The sequence below is a fragment of the Mesorhizobium erdmanii USDA 3471 genome, from assembly GCF_000472705.1.
GTDB lineage: Bacteria > Pseudomonadota > Alphaproteobacteria > Rhizobiales > Rhizobiaceae > Mesorhizobium > Mesorhizobium erdmanii.
The window spans coordinates 76,338-93,365 of record NZ_AXAE01000005.1; the positions used below are offsets into that span (position 1 = coordinate 76,338).

17 protein-coding genes are annotated in these 17,028 nt (G+C 63.5%); 11 read left to right on the forward strand and 6 right to left on the reverse strand.

Annotated features, from left to right (window positions below; genetic code table 11):
* Window positions 1-170: 170 nt before the first annotated feature.
* Window positions 171-953 (forward strand): FadR/GntR family transcriptional regulator, encoded by a 783-nt coding sequence (locus A3AU_RS0100400; RefSeq protein ID WP_027051003.1) that lies wholly within the window; start codon window positions 171-173, stop codon window positions 951-953.
* 14 nt (window positions 954-967) lie between these two features.
* On the opposite strand, the gene A3AU_RS0100405 is transcribed toward A3AU_RS0100400, so the two are convergent.
* Complete coding sequence (locus A3AU_RS0100405) at window positions 968-1,957, reverse strand: NAD(P)-dependent oxidoreductase (protein WP_272481079.1); 990 nt, start codon at window positions 1,955-1,957, stop codon at window positions 968-970.
* Between the two features lie 68 nt (window positions 1,958-2,025).
* Between A3AU_RS0100405 and A3AU_RS0100410 the strand changes: the two genes are divergently transcribed.
* The gene (locus A3AU_RS0100410; protein WP_027051005.1) at window positions 2,026-2,922 is read left to right on the forward strand and encodes an NAD-dependent epimerase/dehydratase family protein; all 897 of its coding nucleotides are present in this window, start codon (window positions 2,026-2,028) and stop codon (window positions 2,920-2,922) included.
* A 102-nt stretch (window positions 2,923-3,024) separates the two neighbouring features.
* A complete protein-coding gene (locus A3AU_RS0100415; protein WP_027051006.1) occupies window positions 3,025-3,801 on the forward strand; it encodes a FadR/GntR family transcriptional regulator in 777 nt (258 codons plus the stop codon).
* A 146-nt stretch (window positions 3,802-3,947) separates the two neighbouring features.
* Here A3AU_RS0100415 and A3AU_RS0100420 read toward each other — a convergent pair whose 3' ends face one another.
* Window positions 3,948-4,238, reverse strand: coding sequence for a DUF3175 domain-containing protein (locus A3AU_RS0100420; protein WP_027051007.1), 291 nt, complete (start codon window positions 4,236-4,238; stop codon window positions 3,948-3,950).
* Between the two features lie 178 nt (window positions 4,239-4,416).
* On the opposite strand from A3AU_RS0100420, the gene A3AU_RS0100425 reads away from it, so the two are divergent.
* From A3AU_RS0100425 to A3AU_RS0100455, 7 genes are all read left to right on the forward strand, one after another.
* Window positions 4,417-5,646, forward strand: coding sequence for an MFS transporter (locus A3AU_RS0100425; RefSeq protein WP_027051008.1), 1,230 nt, complete (start codon window positions 4,417-4,419; stop codon window positions 5,644-5,646).
* A gap of 163 nt (window positions 5,647-5,809) precedes the next feature.
* Window positions 5,810-6,838 (forward strand): HTH-type transcriptional regulator GntR, encoded by a 1,029-nt coding sequence (gene gntR / locus A3AU_RS0100430; RefSeq protein ID WP_027051009.1) that lies wholly within the window; start codon window positions 5,810-5,812, stop codon window positions 6,836-6,838.
* A 305-nt stretch (window positions 6,839-7,143) separates the two neighbouring features.
* Window positions 7,144-8,271, forward strand: a complete 1,128-nt coding sequence (locus A3AU_RS0100435) for a sugar ABC transporter substrate-binding protein (protein WP_027051010.1) — start codon at window positions 7,144-7,146, stop codon at window positions 8,269-8,271.
* Between the two features lie 79 nt (window positions 8,272-8,350).
* On the forward strand, window positions 8,351-9,898 hold the full coding sequence (locus tag A3AU_RS0100440) for a sugar ABC transporter ATP-binding protein (RefSeq protein ID WP_027051011.1): 1,548 nt from the start codon (window positions 8,351-8,353) through the stop codon (window positions 9,896-9,898).
* Entirely contained in the window at window positions 9,895-10,875 is a 981-nt protein-coding gene (locus tag A3AU_RS0100445) for an ABC transporter permease (RefSeq protein WP_027051012.1), read from the forward strand. The genes A3AU_RS0100440 and A3AU_RS0100445 overlap by 4 nt, the downstream gene beginning before the upstream one ends.
* A gap of 14 nt (window positions 10,876-10,889) precedes the next feature.
* Window positions 10,890-11,876, forward strand: a complete 987-nt coding sequence (locus A3AU_RS0100450) for an ABC transporter permease (RefSeq protein ID WP_154674506.1) — start codon at window positions 10,890-10,892, stop codon at window positions 11,874-11,876.
* 116 nt (window positions 11,877-11,992) lie between these two features.
* Entirely contained in the window at window positions 11,993-12,532 is a 540-nt protein-coding gene (locus A3AU_RS0100455) for a gluconokinase (protein ID WP_027051014.1), read from the forward strand.
* 88 nt (window positions 12,533-12,620) lie between these two features.
* On the opposite strand, the gene A3AU_RS0100460 is transcribed toward A3AU_RS0100455, so the two are convergent.
* From A3AU_RS0100460 to A3AU_RS0100470, 3 genes are all read right to left on the reverse strand, one after another.
* Window positions 12,621-13,745 (reverse strand): hypothetical protein, encoded by a 1,125-nt coding sequence (locus A3AU_RS0100460; RefSeq protein WP_027051015.1) that lies wholly within the window; start codon window positions 13,743-13,745, stop codon window positions 12,621-12,623.
* A gap of 70 nt (window positions 13,746-13,815) precedes the next feature.
* Window positions 13,816-14,265, reverse strand: coding sequence for an RrF2 family transcriptional regulator (locus A3AU_RS0100465; protein WP_010910348.1), 450 nt, complete (start codon window positions 14,263-14,265; stop codon window positions 13,816-13,818).
* 250 nt (window positions 14,266-14,515) lie between these two features.
* A complete protein-coding gene (locus A3AU_RS0100470; protein ID WP_027051016.1) occupies window positions 14,516-15,502 on the reverse strand; it encodes a sulfate ABC transporter substrate-binding protein in 987 nt (328 codons plus the stop codon).
* Window positions 15,503-15,682: 180 nt separating this feature from the next.
* Here A3AU_RS0100470 and A3AU_RS1000000136750 point away from each other — a divergent pair, with 180 nt between their 5' ends.
* Entirely contained in the window at window positions 15,683-15,967 is a 285-nt protein-coding gene (locus tag A3AU_RS1000000136750; RefSeq protein ID WP_418001055.1) for a PIN domain-containing protein, read from the forward strand.
* A 20-nt stretch (window positions 15,968-15,987) separates the two neighbouring features.
* On the opposite strand, the gene A3AU_RS0100480 is transcribed toward A3AU_RS1000000136750, so the two are convergent.
* The gene (locus tag A3AU_RS0100480) at window positions 15,988-17,028 is read right to left on the reverse strand and encodes a sulfate/molybdate ABC transporter ATP-binding protein (protein WP_027051017.1); all 1,041 of its coding nucleotides are present in this window, start codon (window positions 17,026-17,028) and stop codon (window positions 15,988-15,990) included.

The following is a 17,028-nucleotide window of genomic DNA, read 5'->3' on the forward strand; positions in this document are numbered from 1 at the left end:
GCGCCTTTCCTGGGCGCCCCGCCCATTCCCTCAGTGACAAGGACAGGCAGCATTGTCGGGGCGCAGGTTCCGGCTTGACGTGTTCGTGCGTCTTGCCATTCGGCATGACAATGCGGGGACGGACAATTCCGGACAATTTCCCAGACAAATTTGCCTACGCCGGAACGAAGATGCCGGACGACAAGTCTAGAAAGCGATCCGCTGGGGTCGAAGCGCCGCCCAGCTCGCCCGCCGCCACCGTTCGCCGGCCCGACATGGCGTGGAACCCGGGATCGAGCGTGCATGCCTCCCTGGCCGGTGAAATCGGCCTCCGAATCGTGCGTGGCGACTATCCGCCTGGCACTATCCTGCCCAATGAAGCCAAATGGTCGGAAACCTTCAACGTCAGCCGTTCGGCGGTACGTGAGGCGATCAAGATGCTGATGGCCAAGAGCCTCTTGGCATCACGTCCCAAGATCGGCAGTTGGGTCGAGCCCAAAGAACGCTGGAATCTGCTCGATCGAGACGTGCTTGCCTGGTACGCGACCTCACCCGACCGCGAGGTGTTCCTGCGCACCGTGCAGGAGTTCCGCCATATCATCGAGCCGGAAGCTTCCGCCTTTGCCGCCATGCGGCGTAGCGACGAGCAGATGGCCGAGATCAGCCAGGCCTGCCGCGAGATGGGTGCGGCGACAAACCTGCAGGAACGCACCCGCGCCGACACGCGCTTCCATCTCGCCATCCTGCGGGCTTCGGGCAACGACCTGCTGGTGCCGCTCGGCGTGCTGATCGAATCCGCGCTCGACCATCTGTTCGTTTTCGTCACGCGCGAGCACAGCGACCAGCGGCGCGCCCAGGCGCTGCATGAGGCGATCGAGAAGAACATCCGCCTGCAACGGCCGGCCGCCGCCAGGAGCGCGGTGCACAAATTGCTCGCCAATACCGACGAGGTCATCGAGCGGTCGAGGCGGTAGCAGCCGGCTGGTTCTCAGATCGTCTGCTTCTTGCCGTCCTTGGTCGGCATCAGGTCCACCCCGTTCACCTTGCCGATATGCGTCGCCAGCATCGGCACGAACTGTTCGGCCGGGCCGGTGGCGTGGGCGCCGGCGAAGGAATTCTTGGTGGCGTTGCCGAGCGGGTTGGCGATGCCGGCGGCGCCCGCCATGGACTCCAGGTAGGTCAGGTCCTTGAAGGCGTTGGCGATGGTGAATTTGTGGGCGTCGCGGTCGCCTTCCAGCGTCCAGCGCATGAAGGTCTGGTAGAAGCCGCAATCCATGCGGCCGTTGCGGATGACGCTGTCGAAGCGCGGCGGCGAGATGCCGACCTTCTCGGCCAGGGCCAAGGCTTCGGAATAGATGGCGGCGTAGCCCAGCGAGATGAAATTGTTCAGCAATTTCATGCGGTGGCCGTCGCCGGTGTCGCCGATATGGACGATGCGGCCGGCCCAGGTTTCGATCACCGGCTTGACCCTGGCAAAGAGAGCGTCGGGAGCGCCGACCATGGCGTCGAGCGTGCCTTCCCAAGCTTCCTTCGGCGTACGGCTCAGCGGCGCGTCGACATAGTCGATACCCAGCGCCTTGAGTTCGGCCGCCAGCGCCACGGTCGAAACCGGGTCGGAGGTCGAGCAGTCGACGACGACCGAACCCTTCTTCAAGTCTTCCTTGAGGCCGCCTGGGCCGCGGATGATGGCTTCCACTTCGCGCGACCCGGTGACGCAGATGAAGATTATATCGGATGCCGCCGCGACGTCGCGCGAGGTGGCGGCTTCCTTGGCGCCGCGGCCCAGCAAATCTTCCGCCGGCTTGCGGTTCTTGCGGCCGAGGAATGTCAGGGGATAGCCCTTGTCGACGATGTTCTTGGCGATCCCGTGCCCCATCAGGCCAAGGCCGATGAAGCCGATCTTTTCGCGCGCGGTGGTGGTGTTCATGTCGTCGGTCCTGTCCCGGATTATCGATAATTGCGATGCCGTTTTAGCCATATACGGTTGCGGAAAGCAATATTGTCTGACAATAGACGGTTATTCCAGAGCCTGTAGTGGAGACCAGAATGACGAAGCGGATCATGTTCACCGGCGGCAGCGGCAAGGCTGGGCGCCATGTCGTGCAATATCTTGTCGAGCAGGGCTGCCAGGTGCTGAACATCGACACCAAGCCGCTCGACAATCCCAAGGTGCGCACGCTGATCACCGACATCACGGATAGCGGACAGGTTTTCAACGCACTGTCGAGCTATATGGGTCTGCACGAATTCGACCCGTCGCTTCGCCCGCAGCCGGTCGACGCGGTGGTGCATTTCGCCGCCATCCCGCGCATCATGATCACGCCGGACAATGAGGTGTTCCGCATCAATGCGATGGGCACCTACAACGTCATCGAGGCAGCCGTGAAGCTCGGCATCCGCAAGGTCATCATCGCCTCCTCGGAGACGACCTACGGCCTGGTCTTCGCCAACGAGCCGCGCGATCCCAAATATTTCCCCCTCGACGAGGCGTATGACGTCGATCCGATGGACAGCTATGCGCTGTCCAAGATCGTCAACGAGCAGACCGCGCGCGCCTTCTCGCAGCGCAACGGCACCGATATCTATGCCTTGCGCATCGGCAATGTCATCGAGCCGCACGAGTATTCGCTGTTCCCGAAATGGTTCGCCGATCCCGGTTTCCGCAAGCGCATCGCCTGGAGCTATGTCGACGCGCGCGATCTCGGCCAGATCACGCTGCGTGCCGTCGAAAAGGACGGGCTCGGCTACCAGGTCTTCAACGCTGCCAATGACGACACCTCGTCCGACCTGCCGACGGCGGAACTCTTGAAGCGGTTCTATCCCAACGTGCCGGTCAAGGCCGAACTCGGCGAATACGAGACGCTGCTGTCGAACCGCAAGGCGCGCGACATGCTCGGCTTCCGCCCGGAGCACAGCTGGCGCCAATACGCGAAAACCGCCTGAGGGAGCGGATAGACGGGGTTGGCTTGTGTATAGCGGTGCGCTTTGCGGGCCAACCCTTGCGTGGCGCTTGACAGCTTGCGCAAACCGGCCTTTTTGAAGGGAATGCGGGACGCAAAGCCGAACAAGGAAAAATCGCCGAAAAAGGCTGATGCCGCCGAGCGCCCCTCAGGAGTTCGCCGGCCCGACGCGGCGCGCATTCCCGGCGCAAGCGTGCACACGTCGCTGGCGAGCGAAATTGGTTTGCGCATCGTGCGCGGCGACTATCCGCCCGGCACCATCCTGCCCAATGAGGCGAAATGGTCGGAGACCTTCAGCGTCAGCCGCTCGGCGGTGCGCGAAGCGATCAAGATGCTGATGGCCAAGAGTCTGCTTGCCTCACGCCCCAAGATCGGCAGCTGGGTCGAGCCGAAAGAGCGCTGGAACCTGCTCGACCGCGACGTGCTTGCCTGGTACGCGACTTCGCCCGACCGCGAGGTGTTCCTGAGGACGGTGCAGGAGTTCCGCCACATCATCGAGCCGGAGGCGACCGCCTTCGCCGCCATGCGGCGGACCGACGAGCAGATGGCCGAGATCAGCCAGGCCTGCCGCGAGATGGGGGAGGCGGCCAGCCTGCAGGAGCGCACGCGCGCCGACACGCGCTTTCACCTCGCCATCCTGCGGGCCTCGGGCAACGATCTTCTGGTGCCGCTCGGCGTGCTGATCGAATCCGCCTTCGACCATCTCTTCACCTTTACGACGCGGGCCGTTGACGATCTCAATCATGCGCAGAAGCTGCATGAGGCGATCGAAAAGAACATCCGCCTGCAGCGGCCCGACGCGGCGCGCGCCGCGGTGCGCAAACTGCTGGCCAATACGGATGGCGTGATCAGGTCACGCTAGGGTGTGCTGATATTCAGGTGATGCCGGCCTGCGAACGGCGGTTTTCCGCGCTTCCGGTGCTCATGTACCCAAACGTACGCTGCGCGCCGGTTCTCGAAAACCACCATTCTCGGCTCGGCCTGACCTGAATCTCGACACACCCTGGGCTAATCTTCCTTCTCGCGTCCGAAGGCCACGCGCAGTTCGTCCTTGGCGTGCTCGAGCACTCGTTTGCGCGCGGCGGGCAGGTTCTTGCCGGCGCGGTTGATATAGAAATTCAGCATCGACATGGCGGACTGGAAGGGTTCGGCCTTGCGGCGGTGGCTGTGTTCGGCCGACCGTTTGAGCGAGGCGGCGATCTTCTTGGCGTCGTCGGATTCGAAGATGCGATCTTCCAGATCCATCGCGTCGCTGTGCTCGGTCACCTCGGCCGACCATTTCTGCCTGGCAGCGGTCATGAGGGGTCTCCTTTGCGGGTTTGCTGATCGGAGAACTCCAGACATTGGCGTCGGTTCCCGCCTTCCTGCCCGCTCTGGAGCCACGGATTTGCCAGTCGTGGCGCTGCTGTGCGCCGAGAATGCGCCGATAGTGGTGCAAACGGCAGCCGGTTTTCGAGACCGCCGACAGGAAACGCCTTTGACCCGAACCGACTTGAGCCGGCCAAGCCCCGGCATCGACAGCCCCTATGCCTGGACGCGGCTGGCCATCTCGATGGTGCTGGCGACGATCGGTGCGGTCGGCATGTGGGCCGTTGTCGTGGTGCTGCCCTCCGTGCAGGCCGAGTTCGGGGTCGACCGCGCCGCGGCGTCGATGCCCTACACCGCGACCATGGTGGGCTTCGCCGCCGGCAATGTGCTGGTCGGCCGCGCCATCGATCGCATGGGCTATTGGATCCCGGCGCTGATTTCTTCAGTGGCGCTCTCGGCGGGCCTGCTGCTTGCCGCGCTTTCGACCTCGATCCTGCAATTCACCCTTGCCCAAGGCGTGCTGATCGGTGTCGGTACGTCGGTGATCTTCGGGCCGCTGATCGCCGATATCTCGCACTGGTTCAACCGCCGGCGCGGCGTTGCCGTCACCGCGGCGGCAGCCGGCAACTATCTCGCCGGCGCCCTCTGGCCAACCATCATGCCGACGCTGATCAAGGCCGAAGGCTGGCGCTTCACCTATGCGGCGATCGGCATCTTCTGCCTGGTCACCATGGTGCCGCTGGTGCTGTTGCTGCGGCGCGGCGCTCCGGAAGCCGCGGCCGCCGGCTCGCCGGGAAGCCGTACGGTGCAGCCGATGCCCATGTCGCCGGCGGCGCTGCAGGTGCTGCTCGTCGTCGCCGGCCTCGGCTGCTGCGTGGCGATGTCGATGCCGCAGGTGCACATCGTCGCTTATTGCATGGATCTCGGCTACGGCATGGCGCATGGCGCCGACATGCTGTCGATCATGATGGCGGCGGGGGTCGTCAGCCGGCTTGCCTCCGGCTTTATCGCCGATCGCGTCGGCGGCGCGAAAACCCTGATCATCGGTTCGGTGCTGCAATGCCTGTCGCTGCTGTTCTACATTCCGTTCGACGGGCTTGCCTCGCTCTATGTCGTGTCACTGGTGTTCGGCCTGTCGCAGGGCGGCATCGTGCCTTGCTATGCGATCATCGTGCGCGAATATTTGCCCGCCAAGGAGGCCGGCCAGCGCATCGGCCTCGTCATGATGGCGACGATTTTCGGCATGGCGATCGGCGGCTGGATGTCCGGCTGGATCTACGACCTGACCGGTTCCTACGCCGCGGCGTTCCTCAACGGCATCGCCTGGAATTTGCTCAATATATTGGCGGTCGGGCTGTTCATGTGGAAGGCCAGGCAAAGGGCCGTCATGGCAGCCTAAGGCAGGCAGCGGGGAGAGCCCGCCGAGTGCCTCGGCTTGACAATGGGCAGGCACTGGGCGACCCCAGGGGCCAAGGGGTGCGGCAACAGGCCGGTCAGATGGCTACAGCTCGGATGATCATATTAAGGACGTGGTTTGGTGGCCACGCGCAGGAGGCGTGGCCTTGATCAAGCCGCGCTCACGCCGGGGCGGCGGCCGCCCGACCATAGCGGATGTCGCGCGCAAGGCCGGCGTCGGCGCCATCACCGTGTCGCGTGCGCTGCGAGAACCGGAGCGCGTCAGCCAGGATCTGCGCCGCCAGATCCAGCTTGCTGTCGACGAACTCGGCTATGTGCCGGACCCCAATGCGCGGGCGCTGGCCTCGGCGCGTGCCGAGGTGTTCGGCGTGCTGGTGCCGTCGCTCACCAACAACGTCTTCGCCGAGGTGGTGCGCGGCATCTATGACAGCCTGTCGGACAGTCCGTTCCGCATCCAGCTCGGCAACACGCACTATTCCGGACTGGAGGAAGAGCGGCTCTTGCAGGTGTTCGGCTCGCAGCGGCCGGCGGCACTCGTCGTGGCCGGCATCGACCAGACGCCGACCTCGCGCAAACTGCTCGAAAATGCCGGCTGCCCGGTGGTGCAGGTGATGGAGACCGGCCCCGATCCCGTCGACATGATGGTTGGCTTCTCGCATCTTGACGGCGGCCGGACGGCGACCGAGCACCTGATCGAGATGGGGTATCGCCGCATCGGCTTCATCGGCGCGCGCATGGACCCGCGCTCGCAGCGGCGCCTGGCCGGTTACCACGCGGCAATGGAGAAGGCCGGCCTGTTCGACCCGCGCCTGGTCACCACCACGCCGCTGCTGTCCAGCGTTTCGCTTGGCCGTGAACTGTTTCGCGATGCTCTGGCCAAGATGCCGACGCTCGATGGCGTGTTCTGCAACAATGACGATATCGCGCTCGGCGTGCTGTTCGAATGCCATCGTGCCGCGATCGACGTGCCGAAGACCATCGGCATCGTCGGCTTCAACGATCTCGACATGATGCAGGTGGCGTTTCCCTCGATCACCAGCATCCGCACCCATCGCTACGAAATCGGCAGGCGCGCGGTCGCCATGGCGCTGGCGGCGATCGCCGGCAACAGGCCGCAAGAGCGGATCGTCGACCTCGGCTTCGAGCTGAGGCGCCGCGAGAGCACAGCCCGCTGAACTGGCTTTTCATCGACTTGTAAATGCCGCTTTACTCAACGTAATGGTAGCGCTACCATATGCATCGAAAGGACGCTCGGAACACGCCGGGAAATTTGTTTATTATACATAAGTGACAGCTGATACTTGTTTATTATGGATAATATGATAGTTTTTTGTTGCTCCGAGCAGGAAACGGGGGAGGGATCGGGTCGGCATTCGGCCGCCTGAATGGCGCTGAAAGCAAGGCGGGAGGTGCTTGGCCGGACGTGCCAAATTTCAAGACGTAAAAACGACAATCAGAACTACAAATGGGAGGATTATCGATGATCAAGTCACTGGTTGGTGGCATCGTTGCCGCCACTGCATTTGTCATGCTCAGCTCAGCCGCCATGGCTGCGGGTCCCGAAATCGTCAAGGGGCCGGCCGCCGAGCCGGACTGTTTCGCGCCCTGGGCGGCGGATACGCAATTCTTCAAGTTCCCCAAGAAGGCCGGCCCATACCGCATTGCGCTTGCCAATGGCTACATCGCCAACACCTGGCGCATCCAGATGGTGCAGACGGCGAAGGCTTATGCGGCACAGAAGGATGTCGCCGCGAAGCTGAAGGAATTCAAGGTCGTCTCGACCGGCGAGGATGTGCCGGCGCAGATTTCGGCGATCAACAACTTCATCGATTCCGGTTATGACGCGATCGTCGTCAACGCGCAGAACCCGACCGCATTCGGGCCGGTGATCAAGCGCGCCAAGGAAGCAGGCGTCGTGCTGGTTGCCTTCGACAATATTCTCGACACGAAGGACGCCATCAACGTCAACGTCGACCAGAAAGGCCTCGGCGCGCTGTGGGGCAAATGGTTGGTCTCGCATGTGCCGAACGGCGGCAAGGTCCTCGAAGTGCGCGGCGTTGCCGGTACTTCGGTCGACACCGACCGCCACAATGGCATCCATGAAGTTCTCGATGCGTCCGGCAAGAAATGGGCCGTCACCGAGGTCGTCGGCAAGTGGGATGACGGCGTTGCGCAAAAGGCTTCGGCCGACGCAATCGCCACCAACGGCCCCTTCGACGGCGTCACCGGACAAGGCGGCGACACCGGCATCGTGCAGGCGATGATCGATGCCAAGCATCCTTTCGTGCCGTTTGGTGGCGAGACCGAGAACGGTTTCCGCAAATTCTGCGCAGCCCATGCCGCCGACGGTTTGAAATGTTCCTCGGCCGGTACCGGTCCGGCGCAGGTGGCTGTCGCCATCAAGACCGCGATCGCCGCGCTTGAAGGCAATGTCGTCCCGCAGTCGGTCAAGCTGCCGCTTGCCATCGTCGAGGATCCGAACTTCAAGGCCGGTCAGGATTTCTTCCCCGACCAGTCCGACAATTTCTTCGTCGGCAATTCCTTCCCGACCTGCGGCATCAACTTCACCGCGCAGGAAATCATGGGCCAGACCAAGGCGGACCAATAGTTGCACACTCGGCGCCGCGGCACCGCCGCGGCGCCGGCCAACCGATATTCTCAGTCGTCAAAGTGCCTGGGGAGGGCCGATGGACGGTGCGGTACCGCTCTTCCAGATGGAAGGCATATCCAAACGTTATGGCGGTGTGCGGGCGCTGGAAAAGGCCGAACTTTCGGTCATATCCGGCAGCATCCACGCCGTTCTCGGTGAAAACGGCGCGGGCAAATCGACGCTGATCAAGGTCATGGCCGGTGTCGTGGCGCCCGACGAGGGCCGCATGATGCTGGACGGGCGCGACGTGACCTTCGCCTCGCCCGGTGCGGCGAACAAGGCCGGCATCGTCTGCATCTTCCAGGAATTGTCGCTGATCCCCGAACTCAGTGTCGCCGACAACATCGTCATATCAGATCCACCCAAACGCTTCGGCATGATCGATCGCGGAGCGCAAAGGCGCATTGCCGAGGAAGCCCTTGCTCGCGCGGGCGCCTCGGACATCCATCCGCTGGCGCTGGTGAAGGATCTTCCCCTTTCAAGACGGCAGATGGTGGAGATCGCCAAGGCCTTGGCGCGCAAGCCGCGCATCCTCATTCTCGACGAGGCGACGTCGGCGCTGACGGCAGCGGATGTCTCGAAGATATTCGGCGTCTTGAAGCGGCTGCGTTCGGAAGGGCTTGCGCTGCTCTACATCTCGCACCGCATGAACGAGATCGCCGAGCTTGCCGACCAGTGCACGGTGTTCCGCAACGGCCGCAACGTCGCCAGCTACAAGGCCGGCTCGAAGAGCGACAATGAGGTTGTCGAGCTGATGATCGGCCGCGAATACAGCCATATCTTTCCGCCCAAGCCGGCTGCAGCACCAGCCGGCACTGTGCCGGTTCTGGAAGCCCGCAAGCTCTCCTGGGCCGATCGGCTGGATAACATCTCGCTGACCGTCAGGGCGGGCGAGGTGGTCGGTCTCGGTGGTCTCGATGGCCAGGGCCAGCGCGAGTTGCTGCTGGCCTTCTTCGGCGTGCTGCGCGGCCTCAGCGGCGAGGTTCTGATCGACGGCAAGCCGGTGGCGATCGGCAGCCCCGCCAAGGCACGACAGGACGGCATCGGCATGGCGCTGATCCCTGAGGACCGCAAGACCGAAGGCCTCATGCTGCCGATGACGGTGCGCGAGAACCTGTCCTTTGCCGCGCTCGACCGGCTGTCCAAAGGCGGCATCATCGACCGGGCGGCCGAGCAGCGGCTGATCGACGACATGGTCGGCCTGCTGGCGATCAAGACCGCTGGTCTCGACATACCGGTCGGGGCGTTGTCGGGCGGCAACCAGCAGAAGGTTGTGATCGCCAAATGGCTGATGCGCCAGCCGCGCATCATCCTGCTCAACGATCCGACGCGCGGCATCGATGTCGGGACCAAGCAGGAGATCTACCAGCTGATGCGCAAGTTGGCGGAGGCCGGTGCGGCGATCCTGTTCTATTCGACCGACTATGACGAGCTGATCGGCTGCTGCGACCGGGTGCTGGTGCTCTATGACGGGGCGGTCAAGCGCGAGCTGGTCGGCGCCGAGATCACCGAGCGGGCGCTGATATCGAGCGCGCTCAACATCGATGGCAAGGAGAGCCCGGTGGGCCTGGGAGCGAGCGCGTGAAGGATTGGCGCTACTGGCTGGCCGAGCAGCGCGGAACGCTGCTGGCGCTCGGCATCTTCATCGTCATGTTTACCATCTACACCTCGAACCATCCGGCGGGTTTCACCGCCAATGTCGTTCAGACGGCGGCGAACAAAGGCGTATTGCTTGCCTTCGTCGCCATGGCGCAGACGCTGGTTGTGATCACCGCAGGCATCGACCTTTCTATCGGCATGATCTTCCTGCTCACCAACTGCCTGGCCTCCTGGCTGGTGGTGGGAACGCCGATGCAGACGGCGCTGGGTCTGATTGCCGTGCTGGTGGTCGGGCTTTTGTGCGGCGCCATCAACGGCGCCATTGTCATTTATGGGCGGCTGCAGCCGATCGTCGCCACCATCGCCACGGGTGCGGTTTATTACGGCATCGGCCTTCTGCTTCGGCCATTCCCGGGCGGCTCGGTCAATGAGGACCTGGCCGATGCGCTGACAGGCCGAGTGTTCGGCGTCGTGCCGGCGAGCCTCGTCGTGCTGGCGGCAATCGTGCTGGTGATCTGGGTGCCATTCAGCCGCTCGGTGCTCGGTCGAGCAGCCTATGCGGCGGGCTCGTCGGAGACGGCGGCCTATATGTCCGGTGTGCCGATACGACGCGGCAAATTCGCCGCCTATACGCTGGCCGGGCTGCTTGCCGCGATCGGCGGGCTGTTCCTGACCTTCTTCACCTATACGGGCGACGCGGCCTATGCCAGCGGCAACGCCTACACTCTGTTCTCGATCGCCGCCGTGGTGCTGGGCGGCGTTTCGCTGTTCGGCGGCAAGGGCAGCGCCATCGGTGCGATCTTCGGCGCGCTCGCCTTCCGGACCATCGGCGATCTGTTGTTTGTCTTCGATTTCGATCCGCTCTGGCAACCCCTGTTCCAGGGCGTCATCCTGCTGGTCGCCGTCAGTCTCGGCGCCTTCGCCCTGTTTCGGGTCCGCAACCGGCTGGAGTGGTTCCTGTGAGCGAAACGACGCCGATGGTTGGGAAGAGCAACGGCGGCATTGCCAGCCGCATGCCTAAATTCCTCCGCCGCGCCGATCCGGCGGTGCTGACGGCCTTTGCCTGCATCGTGCTTTTGCTGTTCCTGGGCAGCCTCTATTCCAGAAGCTTCCTGTCGCCTGAATATCTGCTGCAGCAGCTCAAGGTGGCGTCGTTCCTCGGCGTCATCGCCACCGGCATGATGCTGGTCATCCTGCTCGGCCAGATCGACCTGTCGGTGCCCTGGTCGGTCGCGGCCGGCGCCATGATGGCCTGCGCGGCAGCGGCATACGGTCCGGCCGGCGTGGCGCTGGCCATTCCCTTCGGCATCCTTTGCGGCGTGCTGATCGGCGTCGTCAACGGCATCGGCGTCGCCTATCTGCGCATTCCCTCGATGATCATCACGCTGGCCACCAACGCCGTCGCGCAAGGGCTGATGGTGGTCTATACCGGCGGCTTCTCGCCACAGGATTCGGCCACCGGCGCCATGCGCTACGTCGCCACCGGCTTTGCCATTCCGGGCGTTCCCAACGCGGTCATCATCTGGGCACTGATCGGGGCCGCGATGGTGTTCGTGCTGACCCGTACCGGCTTTGGCCGCATCGTTTATGGCATCGGCAACCGCGAGCGCGCCGCCTATCTTTCCGGCATCGACACAAGGCGCGTGGTGATGATCGCTTTCGCCGCCTCCGGCGGGCTCTCGGCCTTTGGCGGCGTGCTGCTCGCCGGCTACGCCTCCAAGGCGGCGCAGTCGATGGGCGATGCCTATCTGTTGCCGTCCATCGCCGCGGTGGTGCTCGGCGGCACCTCGATCCTCGGCGGGCGTGGCTCCTATCTCGGCACCGTCGCCGGCGTCATCTTGATCACGCTGCTGCAATCCATCCTGTCGGTGATGCAGATGCCGGAAGCGGGACGGCAGATCATCTATGGCGTCGTCATCGTCGCCATGCTTTTGCTCTACGGCCGCGCGCCGGCAAGCCGCTAGAGCCGGATGATTTCAGGTCGAATCGCCCTGAAATCTCAATCCAGATCTAAATCAAGGAGATAGAGCATGATGTCGTCCGAAAACCGCTTCACACTTTTCGGCATTATGTTCTAGCCGTGGACGAAGAAGCAGCGCAGGCGCCGGCGGGCGTTCCCGGCTCAGTGCCCCCGGCCATCGTGGTGATGGGCGTCGCCGGCTGCGGCAAGTCGGCCGTCGGCATCGCGCTGGCGGCCGCACTCGGCGCCATCTTCATCGAAGGCGACAGGCTGCATCCGCCGGAGAACGTCGCCCGCATGGCAAGTGGCGAGCCGCTCACCGACCAGTTACGCGAGGGGTGGCTCGACGCCATCGGCAGGCGCATCGCGGCATCGGTTGGGAAGGGGCAGGGCGTGGTCGCGGCCTGCTCGGCGCTGAAGCGCGGCTATCGCGAACGCCTGCGCGGTTTTTGCCCTGACATCGTCTTCCTCTATCTGGAGATCGACCCGGCGACGGCTCGTGAGCGGGTCGCCGGCCGCAAGGGCCATTTCATGCCGGCAAGCTTGGTCGACAGCCAGTTCGCCATACTGGAGCCGCCGGGGACGGATGAGCGGGCCCTGACAATTGACGCGACGCGTCCCGTCGCCGATGCCGTTGCCGATGCGACGGCTGCTGGCTAGAGTAATTCCAGGAAAAGTGTGAACGGTTTTCCCGGGAGAAGCGCATAGCGCTTCCCCTTGGGAATTGCGTCAAAACAAAGAGTCTAGGTCATGAACCGGCATCGTCGTCCGTCATGGCATCGGCCGAAGCTTCGGTCATCCGCCCGTTGCGGGACCAGGTCAGCATCTGGTCGGGAAACAGTTTCAGCGCTTCGAGCAGCCGGTCGCGCTTGAGCAGGATATAGCGTGCCTGCAGCACCATATCCTTGGCTCCGTCCCGTCCCATCTCCGCTTCAGCCGGCAACAGTTCCGGGCTGATCACGGCCCGGTATTCGCGGAAGGGAATGGTTTCGAAGGTCGACATGGCAAACAGCGCCGCCTTGCCCCTTGCGGCGAAATTCGCCGGTGCCGAGGCAAGATGCGTCCAGCCGCTTTCGCCGATGGCAACCTCCGTGAAGGTCGAGCCTGCGTGGATCGTGTTGGTCATCAGCACCACGCCATTGCTCTTCAAGATCTTCTGGATGCGAATGGTGACCTGATAGGCATCGTCGCGCTCGAAGACGATGCGGCTCTTCAGGTAGCGGTTTTCGACCTTGACCAGCGGCCAGTTCAGAAAACGCAGGCCGAACATCGATTCCGAGACGCCGTGGGAATTGACACTGACCTGATGCGCCTCGACGCCCGCCTCGTGCAGGGCGCGCTTGCCGAGGATGGTCTGGGAGGTGAATTGATCGCACCAGACAATGGCGCCATGGCCGCGCAGCAAGGCCGCCTGCAGTCCGTCCTGGCCGTCCAGCCTGATCGTGGGGGCCCATCGGAAGCCGGTGAGGTGCGCGGCAAGCTGCAGCCGGCGGCGGTGGCGCGCCGCGAGCAATGCCTCGAACAGCTTGCGCGCGTCGAGGCCGCCGCCAAGCACTGCGCGCGTGGCGGCGGCATAGGCTGGAAATTGCTTGCGGACATGGCGCTTCAGGCGGAGCCTGGACATCCGGTCGCAGATCGACGCCCACCAGCGCACCGGCATTGAAGCCGCCACCACAAGATAGAACAGGGCCATCGCGCTTTCGCGCAGGTCCTGGTTCGAGTACCGGCGCACCCTGCCGGGCCGGACGAGCTTGCGGCTGAAGAAGCGCACGTCCTCGGCCCTTTCCGGCACCGGGACGTCGGCGATGATTTCAGTGTGGAAGGTTGCCGCGGATGGCGGCTTGCGGGATTTTGCGAACCACGACAGCCTCATCGGTCCAGCCTGTTGTCCAAGACCGCTTTACTGCGTTGGCACGGGCCGTGCAACCTTGCGGCGCGGGGGCTTAGATCTGCGAGGACAGCTCGACCGGGAAATCGTCGTTGTCGGCATCGCGCATGGCGGCAAGGCTTCTGTTGTCCAGCACCTCGGCGATGGCCTGGCGCACTTCCAGCATCATGTGCCGGACCTGGCAGGTCGCCTCGTCGCAATCCTCGCAGCGCTGGTACTGCGTGCGGCTGGCACAAGGAATCGGCGCCAGCGGCCCGTCGAGCACGCGCACGACATGGCCGATCTTGATCTCGGAGGCTGGCCGGGCGAGGCGATAGCCGCCTTCCTTGCCCTTGCGGCTCTGGACGAAGCCGGCATTGCGCAATTCGCCGAGGATGGCGTCGAGGAATTTCTTCGGGATGTTGTTGGCGACGGCGATGTCGTTGACAAAGGCCAGTTGGCCGACCGGAAGACTTGAAAGATGCACAAGGGCCTTGAGGCCGTATTTGCCTTTTTTCGTCAGCATGCCCTGATAACCCGTTGAAGCCCCAACCACATCGCATCTGGCGGCTGTTTGTGTGCAAATGATGACGATATTGCCGTGCGATGGTGTTTCGCGAAAACAAGACGCCGAATGGTACATTAGGCACAAACGCGTTGATTCTTTGTAACGCTTTACAGGAAATGGCGCCGTATTTGTCGTGACCGATGGCAAAGACGATGAAAGCCGGCTCATTGCCGGCTTTCAATTGCCTGTTCTTCGCATGCCGTAGCGGTTAGCGGCTGCCATAGGCCTGGTCGAGCAGACCGCCCGCGGCGAAATGCTCTTTCTGGATCTTGTCCCAGCCGCCGAACACGTCTTCCACCGTCAGCAGGCGTACGTCCGGGAAGTCAGCCTTGTATTTGGCGGCGACAGCCGCGTCGCGCACCCGGTTGCCATTCTGGGCGAGGATGTCCTGGCCTTCAGGCGTGTAGAGGAAGTCGAGATAGGTCTTGGCCAGATCACGCGTGCCGTGCTCGTCGGCGACCTTGTCGACGATCGCCACCGGGAATTCGGCGAGCAGGCTGACCGAGGGCGTGACCTGCTCGAACTTGTCGTCGCCATATTCCTTGCGGATGCCGCGCGTCTCGGATTCGAAGGTGATCAGCACGTCGCCGATCTCGCGTTGCACGAAAGTGGTGGTCGCCGCGCGCCCGCCGGTGTCGAAGATCGGCACGTTGTTGAACAGCTTGGTGATGAACTCCTTCACCTGGGCGTCGTCGCCCTTGAAGGCTTCCTTGGCGTAGGCGGTGGCCGCCAGATAGGTGTAGCGCGCATTGCCCGACGTCTTCGGATTGGGGAAGATCACCTGCACGTCGTCGCGCACCAGGTCGTTCCAGTCCTTGATGTGCTTGGGGTTGCCGGCGCGGACAAGGAACGAAGGCAGCGAATAGAAGGGCGACGCGTTGTCGGCGAAATCCTTCTGCCAATCGGCCGAGACAAAGCCCTTCTTGACCAGGAAATCGATGTCGGTGACCTGGTTGAAGGTGACGACATCGGCGCCAAGGCCCTCGGCGATAGCGCGCGCCTGCGCCGAGGTGCCGGCATGCGACTGGTCGATGGTCACGCCAGGATGGCCGGCGATGAAGGCCTTGTTGACCTGAACGAAAAGTTCGCGGCCGACGTCATAGGAGGCGTTGAGCAGCTTGTCGGCCGACCAGGCTTGGGAGGATGCGAGGAGAAGGCCGGCAAGGGCGGCGGTGGCCAGGAAAAATCGCTTCATGAAAAGGCTCCGGATGCAATGCGTTTATAAGCTCAACATAGCGGTAATGCGTGATGTGCGACGAGGTACGCGCGGCGGTTGCATGGTGTCATCGTGAGAAAAGACGGCGTCACGAATGCCCGTCATTAGAACTCTATTCCAGTCTGCCGCCGGCTTGCAGGGCGGCCAATGCAATGGTGCGTGAGGGGACGCCGCCGTCTGCACCAACGATATAGTTGCGCCAGGAAAGGATCGGCCAAGCTGCTCAAGAAGGTCGAGGACCTGCTGGCTGAGATCCCTGTCTTGCAGCTCGATGCGCCGGTCGATGCTGAGTACGGCGCGCTTCGCGCCGAACTCGAGGCCGTTGGCCACAGTGACCTTTATATTGCCGCTCACGCCTGCGTGTTGGGAACCACGTTGGTGACGGCCAACATGGGGGAGTTCACCCGGCTACGGAAGCTGAAGGTCGAGAATTGGCTGGAATAATTTAGCGCTCGACCCGAATATTAGGCCGCCGGAAACAGCTTCCAACGTCCCGGACGGAACGCCACACGGCTCTTCTGCGCCGCGGGATGGCCGACCGGCAGTTCGATTTCGACCCGCTGGCGCTCGCCGCCGATCTCGAGTTCGACGCGCCTGGTGCCGGCGACGCGGCGGCTGGCGGCGACCGTGCCAGCGATGCAGCCGCTGCAGCCGTCGAGAAGTTCGACATCGTGCGGGCGGAAATAGAGCGTTGCCTCGCCCTCAGGCGCGTGCGGCGCCGACAGCCCGATCGGACGGTCGGCGAGCCAGATCTCGCCATTCTCGACCTTGACGGGAAGCGAGCTCGATTCGCCGATGAAGCCGTAGACGAAGGGCGAGTTCGGCGTGTCGTAAATGTCGTCGGCGGTGCCGACCTGCTCGATGCGGCCCTGGCTCATCACCACGACGCGGTCGGCAAGCTCCAGCGCCTCTTCCTGGTCATGGGTGACGAAGACGGTGGTGTGGCCGGTGCGGTCATGGATCTCGCGCAGCCAGCGGCGCAGCTCGCGGCGTACCTGCGCGTCGAGCGCGCCGAAGGGCTCGTCGAGCAACAGCACCTTGGGTTCGATCGCCATGGCGCGCGCCAGCGCGACCCGTTGGCGCTGGCCGCCCGAGAGCTGCGCCGGATAGCGTTTCTCAAGCCCCGAAAGCTGGACGAGGTCGAGAAGCTCGGAGGCGCGGCGACGGATTTCCTGGGCCGGTGGCCGCGAGGATCCATGCCGGACTTTCAGGCCGAAGCCGATATTGTCAGCGACCGTCATGTGCCGGAACAGGGCATAGTGCTGGAAGACGAAGCCGACATTGCGCTCCTGGATCGATTTCTGCGAGGCGTCGTCATCGCCGAAGAAGATCTTTCCACGCGTCGGCCGCTCCAGCCCGGCGATCAGCCTGAGCAGCGTCGTCTTGCCGGAGCCGGACGGTCCCAGCAACGCGATCAGCTCACCCGACTTGATGTCGAGCGAGACGTCGTGGAGCGCGGGAAACCGCTCGAATTCCTTGCGCACATTGGCAACGCGAACTTCCAT